Source organism: Herbidospora sp. RD11066 (assembly GCF_054661255.1).
In genome coordinates this window covers 140,789-160,928 of sequence record NZ_BAAGDO010000005.1, presented here as the reverse complement: position 1 = coordinate 160,928, position 20,140 = coordinate 140,789, and the positions used below count along the sequence as shown (strand labels likewise).

The 20,140-nt window shown below is 67.4% G+C and carries 15 protein-coding genes; 12 read left to right on the top strand and 3 right to left on the bottom strand.

The window, feature by feature from the left end; genetic code table 11:
• Window positions 1-183 precede the first annotated feature (183 nt).
• The gene (locus tag ACYQ78_RS20930; RefSeq protein WP_459802560.1) at window positions 184-2,625 is read left to right on the top strand and encodes a tetratricopeptide repeat protein; all 2,442 of its coding nucleotides are present in this window, start codon (window positions 184-186) and stop codon (window positions 2,623-2,625) included.
• Here the strand turns inward: ACYQ78_RS20930 and ACYQ78_RS20925 are convergent.
• The gene (locus tag ACYQ78_RS20925; RefSeq protein ID WP_459802559.1) at window positions 2,594-3,817 is read right to left on the bottom strand and encodes a hypothetical protein; all 1,224 of its coding nucleotides are present in this window, start codon (window positions 3,815-3,817) and stop codon (window positions 2,594-2,596) included. The genes ACYQ78_RS20930 and ACYQ78_RS20925 overlap by 32 nt on opposite strands.
• Window positions 3,818-3,933: 116 nt before the next feature.
• On the opposite strand from ACYQ78_RS20925, the gene ACYQ78_RS20920 reads away from it, so the two are divergent.
• The gene (locus tag ACYQ78_RS20920; RefSeq protein WP_459802558.1) at window positions 3,934-5,946 is read left to right on the top strand and encodes a hypothetical protein; all 2,013 of its coding nucleotides are present in this window, start codon (window positions 3,934-3,936) and stop codon (window positions 5,944-5,946) included.
• A gap of 5 nt (window positions 5,947-5,951) precedes the next feature.
• Here the strand turns inward: ACYQ78_RS20920 and ACYQ78_RS20915 are convergent, their stop codons facing one another.
• Complete coding sequence (locus ACYQ78_RS20915; protein ID WP_459802557.1) at window positions 5,952-6,530, bottom strand: hypothetical protein; 579 nt, start codon at window positions 6,528-6,530, stop codon at window positions 5,952-5,954.
• A gap of 566 nt (window positions 6,531-7,096) precedes the next feature.
• Window positions 7,097-7,600, bottom strand: coding sequence for a calcium-binding protein (locus ACYQ78_RS20910; RefSeq protein WP_459802556.1), 504 nt, complete (start codon window positions 7,598-7,600; stop codon window positions 7,097-7,099).
• Window positions 7,601-7,775: 175 nt separating this feature from the next.
• Here ACYQ78_RS20910 and ACYQ78_RS20905 point away from each other — a divergent pair, with 175 nt between their 5' ends.
• From ACYQ78_RS20905 to ACYQ78_RS20860, 10 genes are all read left to right on the top strand, one after another.
• Window positions 7,776-8,369 carry a hypothetical protein gene (locus tag ACYQ78_RS20905; RefSeq protein ID WP_459802555.1) on the top strand — a complete coding sequence of 198 codons (594 nt, stop codon included), beginning with the start codon at window positions 7,776-7,778 and terminating at the stop codon, window positions 8,367-8,369.
• Window positions 8,370-8,656: 287 nt separating this feature from the next.
• A complete protein-coding gene (locus tag ACYQ78_RS20900; RefSeq protein WP_459802554.1) occupies window positions 8,657-9,178 on the top strand; it encodes a phospholipase in 522 nt (173 codons plus the stop codon).
• Window positions 9,179-9,966: 788 nt separating this feature from the next.
• Complete coding sequence (locus tag ACYQ78_RS20895) at window positions 9,967-12,048, top strand: peptidase domain-containing ABC transporter (RefSeq protein ID WP_459802553.1); 2,082 nt, start codon at window positions 9,967-9,969, stop codon at window positions 12,046-12,048.
• Window positions 12,049-12,137: 89 nt separating this feature from the next.
• On the top strand, window positions 12,138-12,284 hold the full coding sequence (locus tag ACYQ78_RS20890) for a hypothetical protein (RefSeq protein WP_459802552.1): 147 nt from the start codon (window positions 12,138-12,140) through the stop codon (window positions 12,282-12,284).
• Window positions 12,285-12,335: 51 nt separating this feature from the next.
• The gene (locus tag ACYQ78_RS20885) at window positions 12,336-13,322 is read left to right on the top strand and encodes an MvdC/MvdD family ATP grasp protein (protein WP_459802551.1); all 987 of its coding nucleotides are present in this window, start codon (window positions 12,336-12,338) and stop codon (window positions 13,320-13,322) included.
• Window position 13,323: 1 nt separating this feature from the next.
• Window positions 13,324-14,310 (top strand): TIGR04500 family putative peptide maturation system protein, encoded by a 987-nt coding sequence (locus ACYQ78_RS20880; protein ID WP_459802550.1) that lies wholly within the window; start codon window positions 13,324-13,326, stop codon window positions 14,308-14,310.
• Window positions 14,311-14,346: 36 nt separating this feature from the next.
• Window positions 14,347-16,113 (top strand): bifunctional metallophosphatase/5'-nucleotidase, encoded by a 1,767-nt coding sequence (locus tag ACYQ78_RS20875; protein ID WP_459802549.1) that lies wholly within the window; start codon window positions 14,347-14,349, stop codon window positions 16,111-16,113.
• A 164-nt stretch (window positions 16,114-16,277) separates the two neighbouring features.
• The gene (locus tag ACYQ78_RS20870; RefSeq protein ID WP_459802548.1) at window positions 16,278-17,531 is read left to right on the top strand and encodes a ThuA domain-containing protein; all 1,254 of its coding nucleotides are present in this window, start codon (window positions 16,278-16,280) and stop codon (window positions 17,529-17,531) included.
• Between the two features lie 82 nt (window positions 17,532-17,613).
• Entirely contained in the window at window positions 17,614-19,773 is a 2,160-nt protein-coding gene (locus ACYQ78_RS20865; RefSeq protein WP_459802547.1) for a peptidase domain-containing ABC transporter, read from the top strand.
• Window positions 19,774-19,981: 208 nt separating this feature from the next.
• Window positions 19,982-20,113, top strand: a complete 132-nt coding sequence (locus ACYQ78_RS20860) for a bacteriocin (protein WP_157522822.1) — start codon at window positions 19,982-19,984, stop codon at window positions 20,111-20,113.
• Window positions 20,114-20,140: the final 27 nt, after the last annotated feature.

Here is a 20,140-nt window from a genome sequence, read left to right as displayed (position 1 = left end):
GGAATCGCTTCCGTCGCGGGTTCACGACGTGTCGCAATTCGACCCCAAAAGGGAGAGGCGGTGGAACGTTCGGCGGGAACCTCGGACAAGGGTCGTACATGTCCAAACACAGGCGGTTATGATCGCCCTGCTGGGGTCCGAGGGGGCAGGTCCCGGTGGTCAAAGCTCATTGAGGAGTAGCAGATGCCGCCCCGTGTGCCCAATCTGACGTCGATCGCGACCCGCCACGACCTTGGGCGCGCGCTCACTCAGATACGGGTGGAGGCCATGCTCACGGTCCGCGACATCGAACTGCTGACCGGCATCCCCGTCAGCACTCTTGGCGGCTATTTCGCAGGACGACATCTACCGCCGCTCAAGTCCAACAACCTGCCCCTGATCCTTCGTGTCTGCGGCGTTCGGGAACCCGCCGACATCAACAGGTGGATGTCGATGCTCCGGCGGATCCATCGCGGAGCCCATGCCTCGATCGAGGCGGCCGAACCGGCAGATTCGGGTGATCCGCAAGACTCCGCCACGATGATCTCCACCCGGCCGCCTGTCGGGCGGCTCAGCAAAGAACGGGGTCTGCACGGACGCGGTGAACTCCTTGGACTGCTCGGCCGATCACTTGATCGACGGGCGTCCGGCAAACCGGCACAGGCGGTCCACGTGATTCACGGTATCGGAGGCGTGGGAAAGAGCACGGTGGCTCTGGTACTGGCTAGCCGGGCGGTACGCCTGAACGTCCAGACATGGTGGATCACCGCCGACGGCGACGCGGGCGTGAGCGCGGGCATGCGCGCCTTGGCCGTGGAACTCGGCGCCGCGCGCGAACTGATGCGACTGGGCAGCATACCCGACGTGGTCTGGCGGCTGCTTAACCTCCATCCTCGGCCCTGGATGCTAGTCATCGACAACGCGGATGACCCTCCTCACGATCTCGCGGCAAAGGGGGTGCCCGTCACAGACGGGACCGGATGGGTGCGACCGGTGGAGGGCCGCTACGGGATGGTCGTCGTGACCACCCGCGACGGGAGCGCCATGACCTGGGGGGACGGACACTCCTGGCTCCGTCTCCATCGGATCGGCGGGCTGGACACTCCAGACGGTGTGGCCGTGCTTCGCGAACTGGGAGGCCCCAGCGCGGGCGGCGCCGAGGAGGCCGCCGCGCTGTCGGAGCGGCTCGGTGGTCTGCCGCTGGCATTGCGGTCGGCCAGCGCCCACTTGGCCGAGGCGAGTCGTATGCCCGGTGCGCTCGCCGGTCCGGTGACCTTCTCCGACTACGTACGTGCGCTGGACGACGGACTGCATGAGGAGGTTTTCGCCGACGACCAGCTGACCGGCGGCAGCGCGAGACGGCTGATCGGCCAGACCTGGGAATTGTCGCTCGACCTGCTTAGTGAGCGGGGGAGCACCTTAGCGCGGCCGCTGCTCCGACTGCTGTGCTGTTTCCGGCTGGCCGCCATCCCTTACGGGCTGCTCTTACCCATCGATGAGCTTGCCCGGTCACCGTTGTTCCCCGCCCTCACCCCTGGTTCATTGCGGACCGCGCTCCGGGCGCTGGTTGGGGTCGGCCTGGTCGATCTCGTGCAGGAAACCACGGCAGATTCCGAGCTTAGCCACACCCTGGTGCTTCATCCGCTGGTCCGGGACGTCAACCGGCGTCATCCCGATGTCCGGGATCGCACTGACGACTACGTGACGCTATTGACCAAAATCCTCGTAGGGGTCGCCGAGAACCTCGACCCCAGTGACCCCACATCCTGGATCCGCTGGCGTGCCTTGGCCGACCACTGCCAGAGCCCGCTAGATCTGGCTGCGGAACTGCCCGGGTCACGGCCCGACCAAGCTGTGCTTCGCCCGGCTGTGCTCGCCGCCCGCTACCTGCGCGCCGCTGGCAACCTCTTCCTCGCGGAGGAACGATACGCGGCCACCTTGGAAACCGGGCGCCGTTTCTTCGGCCTCGATCATCCGGAGGTCGTGGCGATCGAACACGACCTCAACCGTGTCAGACACGGCCTCGGTCAATACACGAGAACCGAGGAAGGGCTACGGCGCGTACTGTCCGTACGGGAAAGAGACCTTGGGCCGGACCATCCTGACACTCTGACCACCCGCCACTATCTGGCCAGGGCTCTGCGTGACATCGGCCGAGTCGCCGAGTCGGAGCACTTGCTTCTCGCCACGCTTCGCGACCGGGAACGTGTGCTCGGACCCGGCCACCCGCACACGCTCACCAGCAGGAATAATCTGGCTGACCTGTGGCGTGAGCAGGGGAGGCTGGAGGAGGCGCGGCACGGCCTCGAGGAGGTGCTGTCAGCCCGGCGCGAGCTTTTCGGCGATGATTACCCGGCCACTCTCATCACGCGCCACTACCTCGCCAGGGTCGAACAGGACGCGGGCGACCTCCTCGCGGCCGCCCGAACGCTGTCTGATCTGCACCGGACCTGCTGCCGGGTGCTGGGCAGGGAACATCCACGCCGCCTCAACGTGCTGCAGTCTCTCGCCGAGGTGCGACGTGCTCTTGGCGACAGGAGGGCCGCTCAAGCGATGCTACGGGAGGTCTTCGATACCCGGGTCGCGGTGCTCGGCGAGAGCCACCCCGCCACGGTCAGAGTGCGGGATCAGCTCTCCCACCAGTGAGGCCGCGCCGGTACTCCTCGCCGAGGTACGCATCGGTGGCGTGCGCCGCCAGTTGCAGAAACCAGTCTCGGTCCGGCAGATCGGTCGACTTACGCGTTGTGTAGATGAGTGCGCAGGCGACGAGGGACAGCAGGCTCTGCTGTCGCCACTCCGTGGTCAGGCTGGCCTGCTCCATCCACTCCGCCGCGACCTGTCGGATCCGCCGGATGAAATCGGCCAGCCAGGCCGGCAGTCGCTCCGCCGGATCGGGCCGCCCGATCAGGGCATCGATGAGGACGTCCCGCTGGGAGGGAGACAGATCAGGGAGTATCCGACCGACGACATACAGCACGAGGTAGACCGGATCTCGTGAGAGAGGCGCATCGGGGGTGTACTTCGCCAGGTCTATGAGCCGATAGTTAGACGGATCTCCGTCTGGGAGCAGGACGTTCTCGACGTTCAGGTCGCCGTGAGCACGGCCGAGGAACGGGGTGAACGGGCCGGCTGGGTCTGCCAGCCGTCCGGAGAGCAACGCGAACGGATTGGACAGCGGACCAGCCCTACCTACGTCGATCTTCTTCTCGGCTGCCAGGTCTGCGGCGAGTGAGGTCAGGGGCGTCTCCGGCCGGAGTTTGTCGGTCAGGGCGTGCTGCAGAAACGACGCGGCGGTCATGTCAGCCACTTTGGGCATCGGATGGACGGCCCAGTCTCGGAGGACCGAGCGCACTACCCGTTCTGACGCGGACGTGAAGGTCTCCGCGCTACCCTCGCCCCGGCGCAGGGCCTCCAGTAACACGCCCAATGTGACCAGGCTCTCCAGCGAGTGTCCGGCCAGCGTCTGGAAGACGATCCATCGGCCGTCGCCTACGGGCAGCGACTGGTGCGCAGTCTCGGCGAGGTGCCGGGCCGGAAATCCGCGCGGGGATTCGGCGAAGGCGTCCAGTTGGCGACGGCGTTCCGAGAGGTGGAGGCGGTCATACCGGATCAGATCGATCTTGAGGATTAGGAGCCGATAGCCGGTTTGATGTGCTTCCCGGACTACCGCGACCTGTGCGGACGACCGGCCGTTCGCCAGCCAGCGAACCAGCTTGAATCCGTATCCCTCCATCTCGGCCCACTGGGCCAGGACGAGCGCCGCGGCAGGCCCAAGCCCCGCCGCTAGAGGGGCGCTGACGAGAGTGGGATCGATCGACGACGGCTCTCCGGAACTCACACCTGATTCTCTCTTTCCTGTACGGGCTTGTACGGAAATATCCGGCATGCTTGCTGCGGCCTGCTGAAAAGGCCACAACGGCCTGCCTCATCTATCCTCCGATTACGGAGGACGCCATGGTTGCCGACCCACCGACCCTCGACCCCCATCTCAGCGCCGGTCTGGGCCCGGAATCGGCTGCGACACTGGCCGCTTGGGCACGTCAGAAACGGCTGCGTTACGACTTCGAAGGCTGGTTCCTCAACGGCCGATCGGGTTCCGTTGTCGCGCTGGTCCGGGAGGTCCACGCGCTCGGCGCCCGCAAGTTGGTACTCAAGCTATTCACCACGGCCGGGGACGACTACGACGGGACCGAGTATCCGCGCCACCAGGCCGCCGTCAACGAGGCACCCAAGAAGTGGAAACGCAGGCTGGCCGACATTGCTCATGACCCTGTTCCGGTGCGGGTCACCGGTTCCGGCGACCACTTGTGGATCTTCTTTCAGGAGATCGCGTCCGGCAGCCTTGAGAACTACAACACTCTGACCTTCCTGCTCAGCACGTTTCTCAAGCCCGGTCCTGGCCATCCGATCTGCGACGCCGACACCTTCGTGGCGACGTGCCGCCTCATCGTGGAAGGTGTTCTCGCTGGTTGGGCGGTGTCCGCCACGCACGATCCCCTACGTCCTCGCGACACGGTTCCCGAGTTCCTGGTCCGGCACGTGGGCAGCCGTTTCGACGTACCGCCCGACTGGCTCGGCGGAGATCAGCGCACTCCCATCCTGGTCTTCGACGACGAACCACACCCGCTGCCCAACCCGTTCTCGCTGCTGTGGGACCCGTCCGCGACGGTGGACATCACCGTCCCAGCTCTGCTGGGACGGGCGCACGGCGATTTGGAGAGCCAGAACATCCTGGTCCGCGTGGACCGTGTCGAGCCGGGAGACTTCTTCCTCACCGACTTGGCGAACTACGAGTCGCGTGCGCCCCTCACCCGTGATCCCGTTCATCTGGTCCTGTCCCTCGTCACTCAGGCCCTTCCCGAATTGTCCGCCAGCCAGCGCAGCGCTCTGATCGACCTGCTGCTTGACCCGGCCTCCGGCACCGGCAGCGACGTCCTCTTACCCGGCTGGCTGCGAAAACTCGTCCTTGAGGTGCACGGCGCAGCCTCTCGCTGGCTCCATCGGAAAGGGTACGAAGGAGATTGGCGCAGGCAGACCCTGCTGTCCACCGTCGCGTGTTCTCTGATCTTCCTCCAGCGCGACCTGCCCCGGGAGGAGGACCGCACCTGGTTTCTTCGCCTGGCCGCCCGCGCTACACAGGCCTTTCTCCATCAGGCCGGGCATTCGTCGACCACCGCCCACCTTCCCCTGCCCCAGCCGCCACCCCTTAGTGAGCGGCGATCACGCGCCTGGGTGGCCCACTCGATTGCCGTCGTCACCGGGCTGATGACCGTGGCGACGGTGGCGTTGACGCGGAGGAACGGCTACCAAGGTTCGGTGGGCGCGGTTGCCGGGGGCATCTTCTGGGCCTCCGCCTTCCTCGTGTCGGCGGCGTGGTCACTCATGGAGTCGCGGCGCATCGGACGGTCCATCGGCCCCGCGCTCGTAACGACGGTGATCGTCATGGCCGGGACACCCATCACGGCCGCCGCTTTTTCCGACTGGCAGCCACCGGCGGAACTAGCGCCAAAACCACCACCGACTACAGCGGAAATCCGCCGCATCCCGTTGCCGACGGTCGTCAAAGAACCGGAGTCGAACCGAGACCTGGGACAAATCACTTATCCGCCCGACAATGCCGAGGTTCCCCATGGCATGCTGTCGGTTTCCGGAATCGCCGACCCGCTGAAGGAGGGGCACACACTGTGGTTGTTCCTGCACGTAACGGCCGAGCGAAAATACTACGCCGCCGACCCGCCCGGATATCCCGGTGAACTGCGGTTCACCGACGGCATCTGGACGGCGAACGTCTTCGTTGGCGGCAGGTTCAAAAAGGGCGAACGATTCGAACTCATCCTCGTCGATCTCAGTCCGGCGGCAACCGACACCCTTTATAACTCCGGCGAAAGACTCGACCACGGTTTCCCCTTCCTTCGGTTCGCGGAAGGCATCACCGTGATCGACAGGATCTCGATCGTCGGTGTGTGATCTGTTCAGCATGCCTGGACACTCTCGATGTCGACGGCGAATTGTTCTTGCCGCCAGAACCTGACGTGGAACACCTTCACTTCCCGATTGAGATCCAGCCTTCCACCGCCTTCGGTCTGCGAGGCGGCGTCGGGAAGGCCGACGAAAGCAGTTAGGGGAATGTCCACCGTCTGCCTGTCCGCCGACCCGTTCTGGCCGTAGTTTGCGAGGCTCACCACGAACCAGTTCGGCTGATCGAGGATCAGCGCTGATTCGTCTTTGCGTTCCCCTTCGTTCAGCCACATGCCGTGCAGATTATATGTAATGCGCAGTATTCGCTTTCCGTTCAAGGTCAGCGGGTCGGAGAACTCCTGATATCGCTCGACGGCGCCGTTCGAACCGGCGAGATACCAGGGCTTTGCGATCAGGTTCCCCGTACATTTCATGTCTCCCGCTTCTTCGTCATGAGACCAGAACGGCACGCCCCAGATCCCGCCAGTCGCCACGCCGGCGACAAAGGCCAGGAAGCCCACCACTCCCGCTACGACAATCGCCATCCGCAGTGTCGAGTCATCGCCGCTGCTCGGGCCTGTTTCACCGGTCATGGAAAATGTCTACCGCGCTCAGCACCGCCCGGCCAGACCTATTCACTGAGTGTGGGAATTGTCGGTCGTCCATGAGCGATGGGCCTCAGTTCCCCAGAGCCACGTTGACTGGCCTCGGCCAGCAGTGTCGTCGGCGGACTCCAACCGCTGTGCATAGACGGTGCCAACGTCCAGGACCGACATCCCTACGCATAGAAGGCGTAACTTATATACGAGCGTCCCTTACCGGAATGACGACTCGTCGCTCCCGTAGCCTGCAGCGTTGTGGTTGGCCTCGCATTCGACCTGCCTCACGTCAAAGACGCGTGACATCAGGGTTGGTGTGTGGCAAAGGAGGATGGCCAGCTCTGCTGATCGACCGGCAGATGATCAGATGGTTACGGCGCTGGGCACCGGTGGGGGTGCTGGTCCTGCTGAAGGCGCCATTTCCATAGATGATCCACATGATCATGCTGGAGGCCGGGCCGACCACGGCTCTGCTGTTCCGCGGTGGACGAACGTGAAAGGCCGGGCGCCCCCATCGGTCGCCCGGCCCCCAACCGGCCTCATCCCCCGAGGCCGGTCGTTCACAGTTCGCAGTTCTCCTCGGTCTCGCCCGTGCAGGTGTCGGTGTTGGCGCCGCCGTCGGTCGTGTCGTTGCCGCCACGCCCGTTCAGGAAGTCGTTGCCCGTGCCACCGACGAGAACGTCGCGCCCACTACCGCCCCACAGAGTGTCGTTGCCCGCCGAGCCGAAGATCTCGGTGAACCGGTTGACGGTGTCGTTGTTGACGATGTCGTCGCCCTGGCGCATGTTGACCATGATCGTACTGGCGTTCTTGCAGCTCACCCCACCAGAAATCAACTGGCAGTCGGTGTCAGCGGAGGTGACGCCCGCCCCGGTCACCTTGATGGCACCCCCGCCACCCTCGGCCAGCGTGATCAGGTCGGACCCGGTCGTACCGGTGACCGTCAGCCCCCCGAGGCTCACCGTCACCGTGATCGGCGAAGCCGCCTGGGCGGGCGCGGACAGGGACGCCATACCGGCTAAACCGGCGATGGTGAGAGCGAGCGCGGCGATGTGACGACGCATGTGATTCAGTCCTTCGTTTCGGTGGTCCCGGCCCCCGTCGGGCCGATGCCCCAAGGAAAGCGCCCCCGTCCCGCTCCGGTCTGTGCCGAAGTGCGCGCCCGCTACCGGCCCAAATACCTTTCTGGTTCTGTACGTGACCCCGTACAAGACACCCCGAACGATGGGAATCGACCCGATGACGGATTTACGCGAGAAGTTCCCCGACCACGACCAGTACGCCCTGCTCACGTCACACGGCTTCGGGGACGCGTTCGGCGGCCTCTGGCTGGAGCGCGACGACCTCGACGAGATCGTCCGGCTACTCGGAGCCGACCCGCCGGCACGACGGGACGCGACACTCGCGGACGCGATGAGCGGGACGAGCGGCGACGTCCCTGAGGGGCTCGTCTGGGTGGGCCCACACACGCCCGGCTGGTCAGCCGTGATCAACCTGGCACCCGTCGGCGGAGCCCCGATGAACCTGCAGATGTTGTCGGGCAGGCGGCGAGGCCTCGAAGTGAGCTGGCTGATGGACGTCGACGGCCTGTACGGCCTCGACTGGTACGAGGAGGACGGGCACGTCGAAGAACTGCCGGCGTTCTGGGGCGGCCACCTCGAGGAGGGTTCGGTGTTCAGGCCGTACGTGTCCGGGCTGGTCCGCGACTACGCCGACGACGGCGGGGACGAGCCGCTGGCGCACACCTGCCTCACCGTGGCCGGGCGGATCACCGGCCGTTTCCTCGATGAGGCGTGGTTCCACACGCCGGGCCGCGTCTACGAACTCCCCTAGCCGCGCCACGTATCCACCGCGAGCCCCGGGACCGACGGCCCTTGCCCGCCCAGGTAAGGGCCGTTGTCGTCCCCCTACGGAGGTCCCCACGAAGGTACGCCGGTCGTAACATCGCCATTACCAAGTGCACTGACAGGAAAATAGTCGACTTGTAAAGAGCGATCGTCTGTGAATCTTCGGGGCGATCTTGATGGAGATCTGTCTCAGCGCCGGAGGTTGTTTCGCTTCATTGTTGTGCAGTGGCAGAGCACTGCCGTTGCGGTTCCCCACGGACAAAGGAAGAGCGCATGGTCAAGCGAGTCCTCGCAATCGTCGCCCCCTCCCTCGCCACATTAGTCGGATTAACACTTCCTGCATACGCGGTTACACTGCAGCAAAAGATCGCCACACTTTCCACTTTCAGCCAGCCCACCGCCGCCAGCGCCAACAGCTGGCGCGCCGCCTGGCAGAACCAGGGCGCCTGGGCCGACTACGCCTTCGACTGGTCGACCGACCTGTGCTCCACCAGCCCCGACCAGCCGCTCGGCTTCGACTTCCGGATGCCGTGCCGCCGCCACGACTTCGGCTACCGCAATTACAAGGCCGTGGGCCAGTTCCCGGCGAACAAGTCGCGCATCGACGACGCCTTCTACTTCGACATGAAGGCGATCTGCGCGGGATATTCCACCATCCCCCGAGGCACCTGCAACGGCCTCGCCTGGACCTACTACCAGGCCGTCAAGCAGTTCGGCGCCCTCAACGTCACCGAGGCCCAGATCGAGCAGGTCCGCCAGACCGCCGAAAAGGCAGCGCAGAACGCCGACGCGTAACCCCGGTTCTTAACACGGCGACATTCTCCTTCCTGAGCATTCAGCAGAGTCGTACCCGAGAAGCCACCCTGACGCGCAAAAGAAGGAATGACCAACACTCCTTCCGGAAAAACGTTGAGGTAGCACACAATGGGCGAGCTGCTGAATTGAATGCGCCGACGATTCGAACAATGCGTGAAGCGGGCTGGCCTGGCACGCCACATCGCGTGCGGCCGGCCCGCTGGGTCCCGCGGGCCGCGGGTCGTTTCAGGTGTCCGCCCACCCCACCCAAGCCCCACACAACGAGGTGCTCGGGACCGGAGGACTTGCGCGAGATGACGGCGCAATCGGCGCGGGAGATGGCCTCGATGTACCACGGGCTCCACAAAAGGGCTCGGCACAAGGACACCGCACCAGAGCGAATATCCGCGACGCCAGACTTGTGGGGGCCAAGACGCTGGGGGTGCGCAGGCCGCCGAGCAGGTGCAGAACCCGCAGGTGCAGAACCCGCAGGCTAACTCCGGCCAAGCTCGACCATCTCCTGGAGGCCCCCGCAAGGCCCGCACGTACGGGAGTCGCAGGTACAGGGCTTCGGCGGGCAGCGGCGAGCCGGCAGGCTCAGCGCGCGGGGCGCAGCACGCGGGGCGCCATCAGTGAAATCACGACACCGCATCTGGTGGCCGATGTCTGGAAGACCGCAGGCGGCCTCGGCTTACGGTCCCTCATCAATGAGCGGGTGCACATCCCGGCCCCAGGGTGCCAGTGGTTCCCAACTCGGATCACAGTGCCGTCGCGAAGACTCACACGCCATGCGGGTACCCGTTCTCCTTCAGCACAGCGTCGCCGAATGTGGGGCGGCCTGCCTCGCCATGGTTCTGTCCGGGCACGGCCATCACACGACCGTGCCCGCGCTCGCCGCCGATCTCGGCATCGGCCGGGACGGCGCCACCGCGCTCACCCTGGTCAGGGCCGCACGGGCCAGGGGGCTGACCACGCGGGCGGTGTCACTTCCCGCCGAACACGTCCCCGGCCAGCCGTTTCCGGCGATCGCGCACTGGCGCTCCCGGCACTTCGTCGTCGTCGAAGGCGCCACCTCAAAGGGGATCACGGTCATTGACCCGGCCACCGGCCGGATCCGTCTCACCCGCGAGGAGTTCGCGCGCGACTACAGCGGCGTCCTGCTGACTTTCGCCCCGTCGGAGGACTTCGCCCGGGGCCGGTTCGCCGACCGGAGAGCGTGGTGGTCTCGCTACATCCGGCACAGCGCGCGTGACCACCGAGGTCTGCTGGCCGTCCTGCTGCTGCTCAGTCTCGGGCTGCAGGGGCTCGGGCTGGTGCTGCCCGCCGTCACCGAGGTCGTCGTCGACCAGGTCCTCGGCCGGGGAATGACCGACGTGCTGGGCCTGCTCGGAACGGCCGCCGGGGTTGCCGTCTTCGCCTATCTGGCGACGGGAGCGCTCAGGGCTTGGGCGATGGTGGTGTTGCGGGCGCGGGCCGACACCGCGCTGCTCGACCAACTCGGACGCCGTCTCCTCGAACTCCCCTTCCGTTTCTTCGCACAGAGAGGGTCCGCGGACCTGGCCGCGCGGATCACCGGCGCGGGGCTGCTGCGCGACATCCTCACCGGTCAGGTCCTGTCAGCGCTGCTCGACGGGCCGCTCGCGCTCGGCTATCTCGTCGTTCTCACCTGGCGGTCGCCCATCCTCGGCGGGTTGCTGTTCGTGCTGGCGGCCGCGCAGGTCTTGGTTCTCCTCACAAGTCGGCAGCGCATCCGGGATCTGGTCCATCGGGAGTACGAGGCGCGCAACGACGCCACCGGTCGGCTCGTCGAGACCGTCAAGGGCATCGAGACGATCAAGTCGGCCGCCGCCGAGCGGCACATGCTGGAGCAGTGGGGGCGGCTGTTGGACGTACAGGCCCGGAGAGTGAGAAGCAGTTCGCTGGCCCAGGGTGTGCTCGACAGTGTGCTGGCGGCGCTGCGGTTCGCCGCTCCCCTGGCGTTGCTGCTGGCGGGGGCGTGGCAGGTGAGTGAAGGGCGGCTCAGTCCGGGTGCGATGCTCGGGTCGCTGGCGTTGGCGGCGGCGGCGCTCGCGCCACTGGCCTCGCTCACCGCCAGCATGCGGGGGCTGCAGACCGCTCGCGCGCAGGCCGAACGCCTCGCCGACATCTGGGATACCGAGCCCAGCCCCGAAGCGCCGCCGTCGGCCGGCACCGGGATCGAGTTGCGGAGGGTCGGTTTCCGGTACGCCCCGGAAAGTCCCTGGATCGTCCGGGGGATCGATCTGCGGCTCACACCAGGGCAGACGGTCGCGCTGGTCGGGCGGTCCGGGTCGGGGAAGACCACGCTCGCGCGGCTGCTGCTGGGGTTGCTGGCTCCGACCGAAGGGGAGATCGTGCGCGACGGGCGCCGTTTCGGGGTCGTCACGCAGGATCCCGCGCTGTTCACGGGCACGATCGCCGACAACATCGCGCTCGGCAGCCCGCACGCCACCCTCGACGACATCGCCGAGGCGGCGCGGCTGGCGTGTGTCCACGACGAGATCGCGGCCATGCCGCTCGGTTACCACACCCAACTCGTCGAAGGGGGCGGCCTGTCCGGGGGGCAGCGGCAGCGGGTCGCGCTCGCCCGCGCCCTTCTCGGGCAGCCGGAGATCCTGCTGCTGGACGAGGCCACCAGCCACCTCGACACGGCCACCGAGCACGCCCTCAGCGTCAACCTCGCGGGCCTGCCGCAGACCAGGATCGTGATCGCCCACCGGCTCAGCACCGTCCGGGACGCCGACCTCATCGTCGTGCTCGACCGGGGTGGCATCGCCGAGGCGGGTGACCACGTCGGGCTCACGGCGGCGGGTGGGCTCTACGCCGATCTCACGCGTGCCCAGCTGCGGTGAAGCTGCAGCGGTTCCCAAGTCACGCGCAAGACGACCTTCGCAGGATTGATCTCGAGAAGTCCGTCCAACCAAGAAAGGAGGAACGTTCCATGAAGCCTCGTACCGAGATCGGGGACATCACCCCGATCGGCGTGGAACTCGACGAGAGCGCTCTGAGCGGCATCAGCGGCGGTCAGCGCCCCGAGATTCTCACGGGTGAGTACTTCGACCCGCCGGGCGTCTGCTACCCCGACTAAGAAGCGACGCGGGGACGCCGTGCGCGTCCCCGCGTTTCCCAAGGAGATCCCGTGTCATCAGCGCACGTCCTGATCCTGACCCGCGAGGGCGATCCGCACGCCGAGCACGTGCGCGGCCTTCTGGCGGCGCGCGGCGCACGCAGCACCGTGTTCGACAACCGCGACTATCCCGGCCTCGCGCACGCCGAGATCGCGTTCACGCGGGGTGGTCTGTCCCGAAGGGTCCTGCGCACGGGGTCGGAGGTCGTCGACCTCGACGCGCTGACCGCCCTGTGGTGGCGCAAGCCGGGGGTCCCCCTCGCGCATCCCGACATCACGGATCCGGCGGTGGCGGCGTACACGGCAGGGGAGGCGGCGCACCTGATCGGCGACCTGTGGGAGCACCTGAGCTGCCGGATCCTGCCGGCGGCCGAGTCGGTGTTCCGCCGGGCCGCGCGCAAGCCGTCGCAGCTCATGCTCGCCGCCGAACTCGGCTTCGAGATCCCGGACACCGTCGTGACCAACCGGCCCGAGGCCCTGTGGGACTTCAGCGACCGGCACGACGGTCATATCGTGACGAAGCCGCTCGGACTGCCGTGGGTGGAGAACCTCGCGGGCGGCCACACGGTGACGCGCAAGTGTGAGCCGGTGGCGCCGCGCGACCTCGCTTACGCTCCGGCGCTGCGGCTGTCGCCGGTGATCGCCCAAGAGTGCGTTCCCAAGCGGCTCGAACTGCGGGTCACCGTCGTGGGGCGCCGGGTCTTCGCCGCCGAGATCCACTCTCAGCGCAGCAACCGGTCCAGAGACGACTGGCGGCGGTACGACCTGGCCTCGACCCCCCATGCCGTCCACGACCTGCCCGAAGAGATCGCCAAGCGGTGCCTGGCGCTGACCGGACGGCTCGGGCTCGGCTACGGCGCCATCGACCTGATCCTCACCCCCGACGGCCGTTACGTCTTCCTGGAGATCAACCCCAACGGGCAGTGGCTGTGGATCGAGGAGCTGACCGGCCTGCCCATCGGCGCGGCCGTCTGCGACCTCCTCCTGGAAGGAACCTGACATGCCCCTGCTCGACGACGCCCTGACCTGGCTGCACGACCTGACCGACCAGGACCCGGACACCGCCCTTTCCGGCCTGGACGCATTGCGCTCCCGCCACCCCGGCACCGCGATGCGCCTGGTCTGGCAGCGGGAGGCCGCGACCGGCGACTACCACTACGACCTGCTGCTGCCGGGCCCTTCCGGCACGGTGTCGCTGTCCTACGCCCCCGACCGCGCCATCCCCTGGCCGTTGCGGGGCAGCCAGCGGTCGGGCGAGCAGGTCGTGCTACGCGTCAACGGCGCCGACATGACGATCGAGCGCGCCGTGTCGGTGCTGGACACGCTGTGGGAGGACGCGAGCCTGGCCCGCCGCCTGGTCGACCACGCCCTCGTCGAACAGGCCTTGGCCGCCTGGCCCGCCGGGAACCTCGATCTTCAAGCGGCCATGGACGCCTTCCGCCGGGCGCGCGGCCTGCTGACCGCGGAGGCGACCCGGCGGTGGATGACCGAGCGGGGCATCGGGCATGCGCGCCTGGAGGAGCTCGTCGCCGCCGAGGCCGCGGTGGCCGATCTGCGGCGCGAGGTCGTGGCTCCCCGGCTGGACGATCACCTCGCCGCGCACCTGCCGGACTACGACCTGGTCCGGGTCCTCCGCCTTCGCTACGCCGACCCTTCTCTCGCCGAAGCCGCCGTCGCCTGTCTGCGGGACGCCTCGCCCGAGGCGGCCGCGGCCTACGCGACCCGGCAGGTTCTCGCGGGGGCCGCGACGTGCCGGATGGAGGCCAACCCGCGTATCGCTCTACAGGGGGTCAGGCTTCCCGTGGTCGTGCACGTGCTGGCCGTGGAGCCCGCCGACCCTGATGACCCGCACACCCGCGCCCTCGCGGAACGGCGGCTGTTCGACGACTGGCTCGCCGAACAGCGTGGTGACGCAGACCTCCAGTGGTTCTGGGGCAGCCGTCCACAGACGGACCGGCTCACCGCCGACCTGTTAAGGAATCCGTGACCGGTTGTTAATTCGGCTTCACTAGCGTCACCGATCATGCCGTCCTTAACAGCTCGGGCCCTCGCCGCCGTCACCCTCGCCGCCGTGGCCCTCGCACCTGCCGTCCCGGCCGGCGCCGACAATGGCGACGAGGTCAAGGTCACGATCATGGCCACTTCCGACATCCATGGAAACGCCCTCAACTGGGACTATTTCAAGAACGCCGAATACGACGACAGCGCACACAACGACGTCGGGCTCGCCAAGGTCTCCACGTTGGTCAACCAGGTCCGTGCGGACCGCGGCGAAGACCACACGCTGCTGTTCGACTCCGGGGACACGATCCAGGGCACGCCGCTCGCGTACTACTACGCCAAGGTCGAGCCGATCACCGAGACCCGCGCGACCCACCCCATCGCCAAGGCCATGAACGCCATCGGCTACGACGCCGTGACGCTGGGGAACCACGAGTTCAACTACGGCATCCCGCTGCTGGCCGAGTGGGTCGACCAGATGAAGGCGCCGGTGCTGGCGGCCAACGCCGTGTCGGCGAAGAACGGCAAGCCCGCCTACGAGCCGTACATCATCAAGACGATGAAGGTCCGGGGCCAGGCGAGCCCGATCAAGGTCGGGGTGCTCGGGCTGACCAACCCGGGCAGCGCCATCTGGGACAAGGCCAACGTCGAGGGCAAGCTGAGGTTCCTCGACCTGGTCGAGACGGCGAAGAAGTACGTGCCGATCATGCGGAACAAGGGGGCCGACGTCGTGCTCGTCACGGCGCACGCCGGGGACAACGGGCTGTCGTCCTACGGCTCGGAGCTGCCGGTCGAGAACGCCTCCGCGATGGTCGCCGAGCAGGTGCCGGGGATCGACGCCGTGCTGTTCGGGCACGCCCACAACGACGTGCCGCAGCGGTTCGTGACCAACCTCGCGACCGGCAAGCAGGTGCTGCTGACCGAGCCGGGGCGCTGGGGGCAGCGTCTGTCGGTCGTCGACTTCACGCTCGTCAAGAAGCGGAAGGCGTGGGAGGTCACCGCGAAGTCGTCGACCACGCTGAACGCCAACACCGTCGCCGAGGACCCGAAGATCGTCGAGCTCATGAAGGAGCAGCACGACACCACGGTCGGCTACGTCAACCAGGTCGTCGCGCAGTCGAAGGAGCAGCTGTCGGCGGTCGAGTCGCCCTACAAGGACACCGCGATCCTCGACTACATCCAGAAGGTGCAGACCGACGTCGTCACCGCGGCCATCGCCGGGACACCGGACGCCACGCTGCCGGTGCTGTCGATCGCGGCGCCGTTCAGCCGGAGCGCCGTCTTCCCCGCCGGTCCGGTGAGCGTGCGGGACATGGCCGGTCTGTACGTCTATGACAACACCCTGCTCGGCATCAAGATGACCGGGGCGCAGGTCAAGGACTTCCTGGAGTACTCGGCCAAGTACTTCGCCCAGGTCGCCCCGGGTGCGCCGATCGACCTGCGCGCCCTCACGAACGCGGGCGGGACGCCCGACTACAACTACGACCAGCTCTCGGGCGTCGACTACGACGTCGACATCTCGCAGCCGGTTGGGTCGCGCATCGTCGGGCTCAGCTACAACGGCAGCCCGGTCGCGCCCGCCCAGCAGTTCGTGGTGGCCATCAACAACTACCGCCAGTCGGGCGGCGGCGGGTTCCCGCACGTCACGACGGCTCCCGTGCTCTACAACGGGCAGGTGGAGATCCGCCAGGCGCTGATCGACGCCGCGACCGCCTCGGGCACCATCGACCCGGCGACGTTCGCCGACGTCAACTGGAGGCTCACGCGCGCGGGCGTGCCGGTCTTCTAGATCTCTCCTCTTCGGCGGCATCGCGCTCCGGCGCGGTGCCGCCTTTCTCACGCCTGCTGACGGAAATGTTGACAGCTGTGGTCATTTGTTAGGAAACTTTCTTAAGAAAAAGTGCCCCGTCGGCGCCGGTGGCCACCTCTCACCGTTCAAGGGCAGGTAATCCCGTGAAACGTCTCTTCGCCGCCTTATTCGGCCTCCTCCTGATCGCCGTCCTCAGCCCGCCCGCGCAGGCGGCGCCGTTCAAGGTCCTCGCCTTCTACAACGGCACCTGGGACGCCGCGCACATCGACTTCACCAAGGAGGCCAAGGAGTGGTTCCCGGCCGCGGGGGCCCAGAACGGCTTCACCTGGGAGGCGACGACCGACTGGTCACGGCTCAGTTCGTCGACGATCTCGCAGTACAAGGTGGTCATGTTCCTCGACGACGCGCCGCCGGCCTCGCAGCGGACGGCGTTCCAGAACTACATCCAGAACGGCGGGGCGTGGATGGGCTTCCACGTCAGCGCGTTCACGACCGACCCGAACTCGTGGAGCTGGTACTACAACACCTTCCTCGGCTCGGGCGCGTTCGCCACGAACACGTGGGGCCCGACGGCCGAGACGCTGAAGATCGAGAACCGGAACCACCCGTCGATGGCCGGGCTGCCCGCCACGATCCAGTCGTCGGTCAGCGAGTGGTACTCGTGGAGCCGCGACCTGCGGCAGAACCCCGCCATCAGCATCCTGGCCTCGATCGACACGTCGAGCTTCCCGGTCGGCACCGACCCGAACCAGCAGTGGCGCAGCGGCTTCTACCCGCTCATCTGGACGAACACCAACTACAAGATGCTGTACACGAACTTCGGCCACAACGGGATGAACTACTCGACCAACACCCGCACGTCGTCGACCTTCGCCAGCGCCCAGCAGAACCAGTGGCTGATCCAGGGCATCCGCTGGCTCGCCGGTGAGGGCTCCACCCCGCCGCCGCAGACCGGCCCGATCTCCCCCACCACGTGGTACTCGGTGATCAACGAGAACAGCGCCAAGTGCGTCGACGCCCGCGCCGCCGGCACGGTCAGCGGCACCGCGATCCAGCAGTACACCTGCAACGCGAGCAACGCCCAGCAGTACCAGTTCGTCCCGACCAGCGGTGGCTACGTCCGCATCAACAACCGGGGCAACGCCGCCCAGGCGCTCGACGTCACGAACGTCTCGGTGGCCGACAACGCCCCCATCCAGACCTGGACGTACGGCGGCGGCAACAACCAGCAGTGGCTGCCGGTCTCCGAGGGTGACGGCTACTACCACTTCGTGAACCGCAACAGCGGCAAGTGCCTCGACGTCCCGGCGGCGTCGCTGGCCAACTCGGTGCAGCTGGTGCAGTACGCCTGCAACGGCACCGCCGCCCAGTCGTTCCGCCTGGCCGCACAGGCCTGAGTGGGCGAGGGGCCCGGCTCGGCGCCGGGCCCCTCAAACCAGGGGCAAGTGAGGCCCAAGTCGGCGCTGCCACGCTCGCGAAGTGAGCGTGAGAGTACCCGTCCGTCTTCAGTCCGGTCTGGCCGAATGCGGGGCCGCGTGCCTGGCCATGGTGCTGAGTCACCACGGCCGGCACACCGGGGTCCGTGAGGTGTCCGAGCAGTGCGGGGTGGGCCGCGACGGCCTGTCGGCGCTGGCGATCGTCAAGGCGGCGCGGCACTACGGGCTGACCGCGACCGCCTACAAGGCCGAGGCCATCGCCGACGCGCCCCTCCCGGCGGTCGCGCACTGGCAACGCAACCACTTCGTCGTCGTCGAGAGGCAGACCGCCCGGCACGTCGACGTCGTCGACCCGGCGATGGGCCGTCGCAGGCTCGGGAAAGACGAGTTCGCCGAGGGCTACTCGGGGGTCCTGCTCACCTTCACGACGGGTGAGACGTTCCGGCCGCGCGGGCGCACGAGACGGACGTGGGTGCGGCCCCTCGCGGAGACCGCGCTGAAGAAGGGCCTGATCGCGCGGATCCTGCTGGCGTCGCTGTTCCTCCAGATCCTCGGGCTGGGCGTGCAGACCTTCTCGGGCATCCTCGTGGACGGGGTGCTGCCGACGAGTAATGCCTCACTGCTGACCGCGCTCGGGGTGGCGCTGGCGGTGGCGGGGGTCGTCCACCTGGGACTCACCTATCTGCGCGCGGCGACCGTGCTGAAGCTGCGGTTGCGGGCCGACCGGCTGCTGACGACCGAGGTGGTCGGGCATCTGTTCCGGCTGCCCTATCGATATTTCGCCACCCGGGGCGCCGGGGATCTGGCCCAGCGCAGCGCGAGCGTGAGCCGGTTGCGGCAGCTCATCTCGGGGCCGATCACGACGGCGCTGCTCGACGGGCCGCTCGCGGTCGGCTACGTGACCATCGTGCTGATCTCGTCGCCGCCGCTGGGGCTGGCCCTGCTCGGGCTGGCGTCGGTGCAGGCCGTCCTGCTGCTGACCACCCGGCGGAGGCGGGCCGACCTGAACCTCGCCGCGCTGTCGGCGCAGGTGCAGACGCAGGGGCAGCTCATCGAGGCCATCAAGGGCGTGGAGATCCTCAAGGCGGGCGCCATCGAGGACGCCGCGCTGAGCCGCTGGTCGCGCCTGTTCACCGACCAGCTGAAGGCCGACCACCAGCAGGGCAGGACCGAGAACCTGGTCACCTCGGTGCTCGACAGCATGCGCCTGCTCGCCCCGGCCGTTCTGCTCTGGACGGGCGGCTGGCAGGTCCTCGACGGACGGCCCCTCGGCCAGACGCTGACGCTGGTCGCGCTGGCCGGGGCGGCGCTGGCGCCGATCACGTCGCTGGTGGCGACCGTGCGGACCCTCCAGGAGGCGGGCACCCACCTCGAACGGCTGGCCGACATCCTGGAGTTCACCCCGGAGCCGTACGGCGAGGTGCAGGTAGACCACCTGCGCGGGGAGATCCGGCTCAGCGACGTGTCGTTCCGGCACGCCCCCAACGCGCCGTGGATCCTGTGGCGGATCTCCCTGACCATCGGCCGGGGGCAGAAGGTCGCCCTCGTGGGCGGGAGCGGCTCGGGCAAGAGCACCCTCGCCAGGATCATGGTCGGCCTGTACGAACCCACCTTCGGCGCCGTCAGCTACGACTCGGTCCGCATGGAGGCGCTCCAGCGCTCGTCCCTGCGACGGAACTTCGGGGTGGTCACCCAGGAGGCTCACCTGTTCACCGGCACCATCAGGGAGAACATCTCGCTCGGCCGCCCCGGCGCCACCCCCCGGGAGATCGTCGAGGCGGCGAAGATCGCCTGCGTCCACGACGAGATCATGGCGATGCCGATGAACTACGAGACCAACCTGTCGGAGGGCATGGGCCTGTCGGGCGGCCAGAAGCAGCGGCTCGCGCTGGCCAGGGCGGTCCTCGGACGGCCGAAGGTCCTCCTGTTCGACGAGGCCACCAGCCACCTCGACACGGTCACCGAGGCCGCCATCGAACGCAACCTCACCGCCCTCACCCAGACCCGCATCGTCATCGCCCACCGCCTCAGCACGGTCCGCGACGCCGACCTGATCGTGGTCGTCGACGACGGCCGCGTGGTCGAACAGGGCACCCACGCCGAGCTGCTGGACCTCGGTGGCCACTACACGCGGCTGGTGGCGCACCAAGAAAACGTCCACGAAAGCAGCAAGGTCGCACCAAGTGGACCTTGCGACTCTTGATCCGCACGGTTCACACGAACAAAAAGGGTCAAGGTTCGGGGCCGTCCTTCGGGGCGGCCCCGACGCGTATCACGACGACTTGGAGCGCGCTTCGTGTGGCTTGTGAGCGACCGGATCTCCGGCGTGAAGTCAGGCACAAGAGATCCCCAAGTGGCCCCGGGCAATCTTGGTCTCGCAAGGTTCGAAGAACGAAAAAGAGGGGGTTGTCATGAACAACTTCGAGAACACCGCGCAGGAGCTCGGCGACAACGAGCTCGCCGAGGTCACCGGCGGCATGTGGGCGAACTACGACTGGATGAACTACGACTGGCGCGACGCCGTCATCGACGCTCTTCCGTAACCCCGGCACCCAGGGGGTAAAGCGGGG

Bases quoted from the DNA above. Each gene is read 5' to 3' on its own strand.
- ACYQ78_RS20930 (WP_459802560.1), top strand. From the start codon at position 184: ATGCCGCCCCGTGTGCCCAATCTGACGTCGATCGCGACCCGCCACGAC.
- ACYQ78_RS20920 (WP_459802558.1), top strand. From the start codon at position 3,934: ATGGTTGCCGACCCACCGACCCTCGACCCCCATCTCAGCGCCGGTCTG.
- ACYQ78_RS20915 (WP_459802557.1), bottom strand. From the start codon at position 6,530: ATGACCGGTGAAACAGGCCCGAGCAGCGGCGATGACTCGACACTGCGG.
- ACYQ78_RS20910 (WP_459802556.1), bottom strand. From the start codon at position 7,600: ATGCGTCGTCACATCGCCGCGCTCGCTCTCACCATCGCCGGTTTAGCC.
- ACYQ78_RS20905 (WP_459802555.1), top strand. From the start codon at position 7,776: ATGACGGATTTACGCGAGAAGTTCCCCGACCACGACCAGTACGCCCTG.
- ACYQ78_RS20900 (WP_459802554.1), top strand. From the start codon at position 8,657: ATGGTCAAGCGAGTCCTCGCAATCGTCGCCCCCTCCCTCGCCACATTA.
- ACYQ78_RS20895 (WP_459802553.1), top strand. From the start codon at position 9,967: ATGCGGGTACCCGTTCTCCTTCAGCACAGCGTCGCCGAATGTGGGGCG.
- ACYQ78_RS20890 (WP_459802552.1), top strand. From the start codon at position 12,138: ATGAAGCCTCGTACCGAGATCGGGGACATCACCCCGATCGGCGTGGAA.
- ACYQ78_RS20880 (WP_459802550.1), top strand. From the start codon at position 13,324: ATGCCCCTGCTCGACGACGCCCTGACCTGGCTGCACGACCTGACCGAC.
- ACYQ78_RS20875 (WP_459802549.1), top strand. From the start codon at position 14,347: ATGCCGTCCTTAACAGCTCGGGCCCTCGCCGCCGTCACCCTCGCCGCC.
- ACYQ78_RS20860 (WP_157522822.1), top strand. From the start codon at position 19,982: ATGAACAACTTCGAGAACACCGCGCAGGAGCTCGGCGACAACGAGCTC.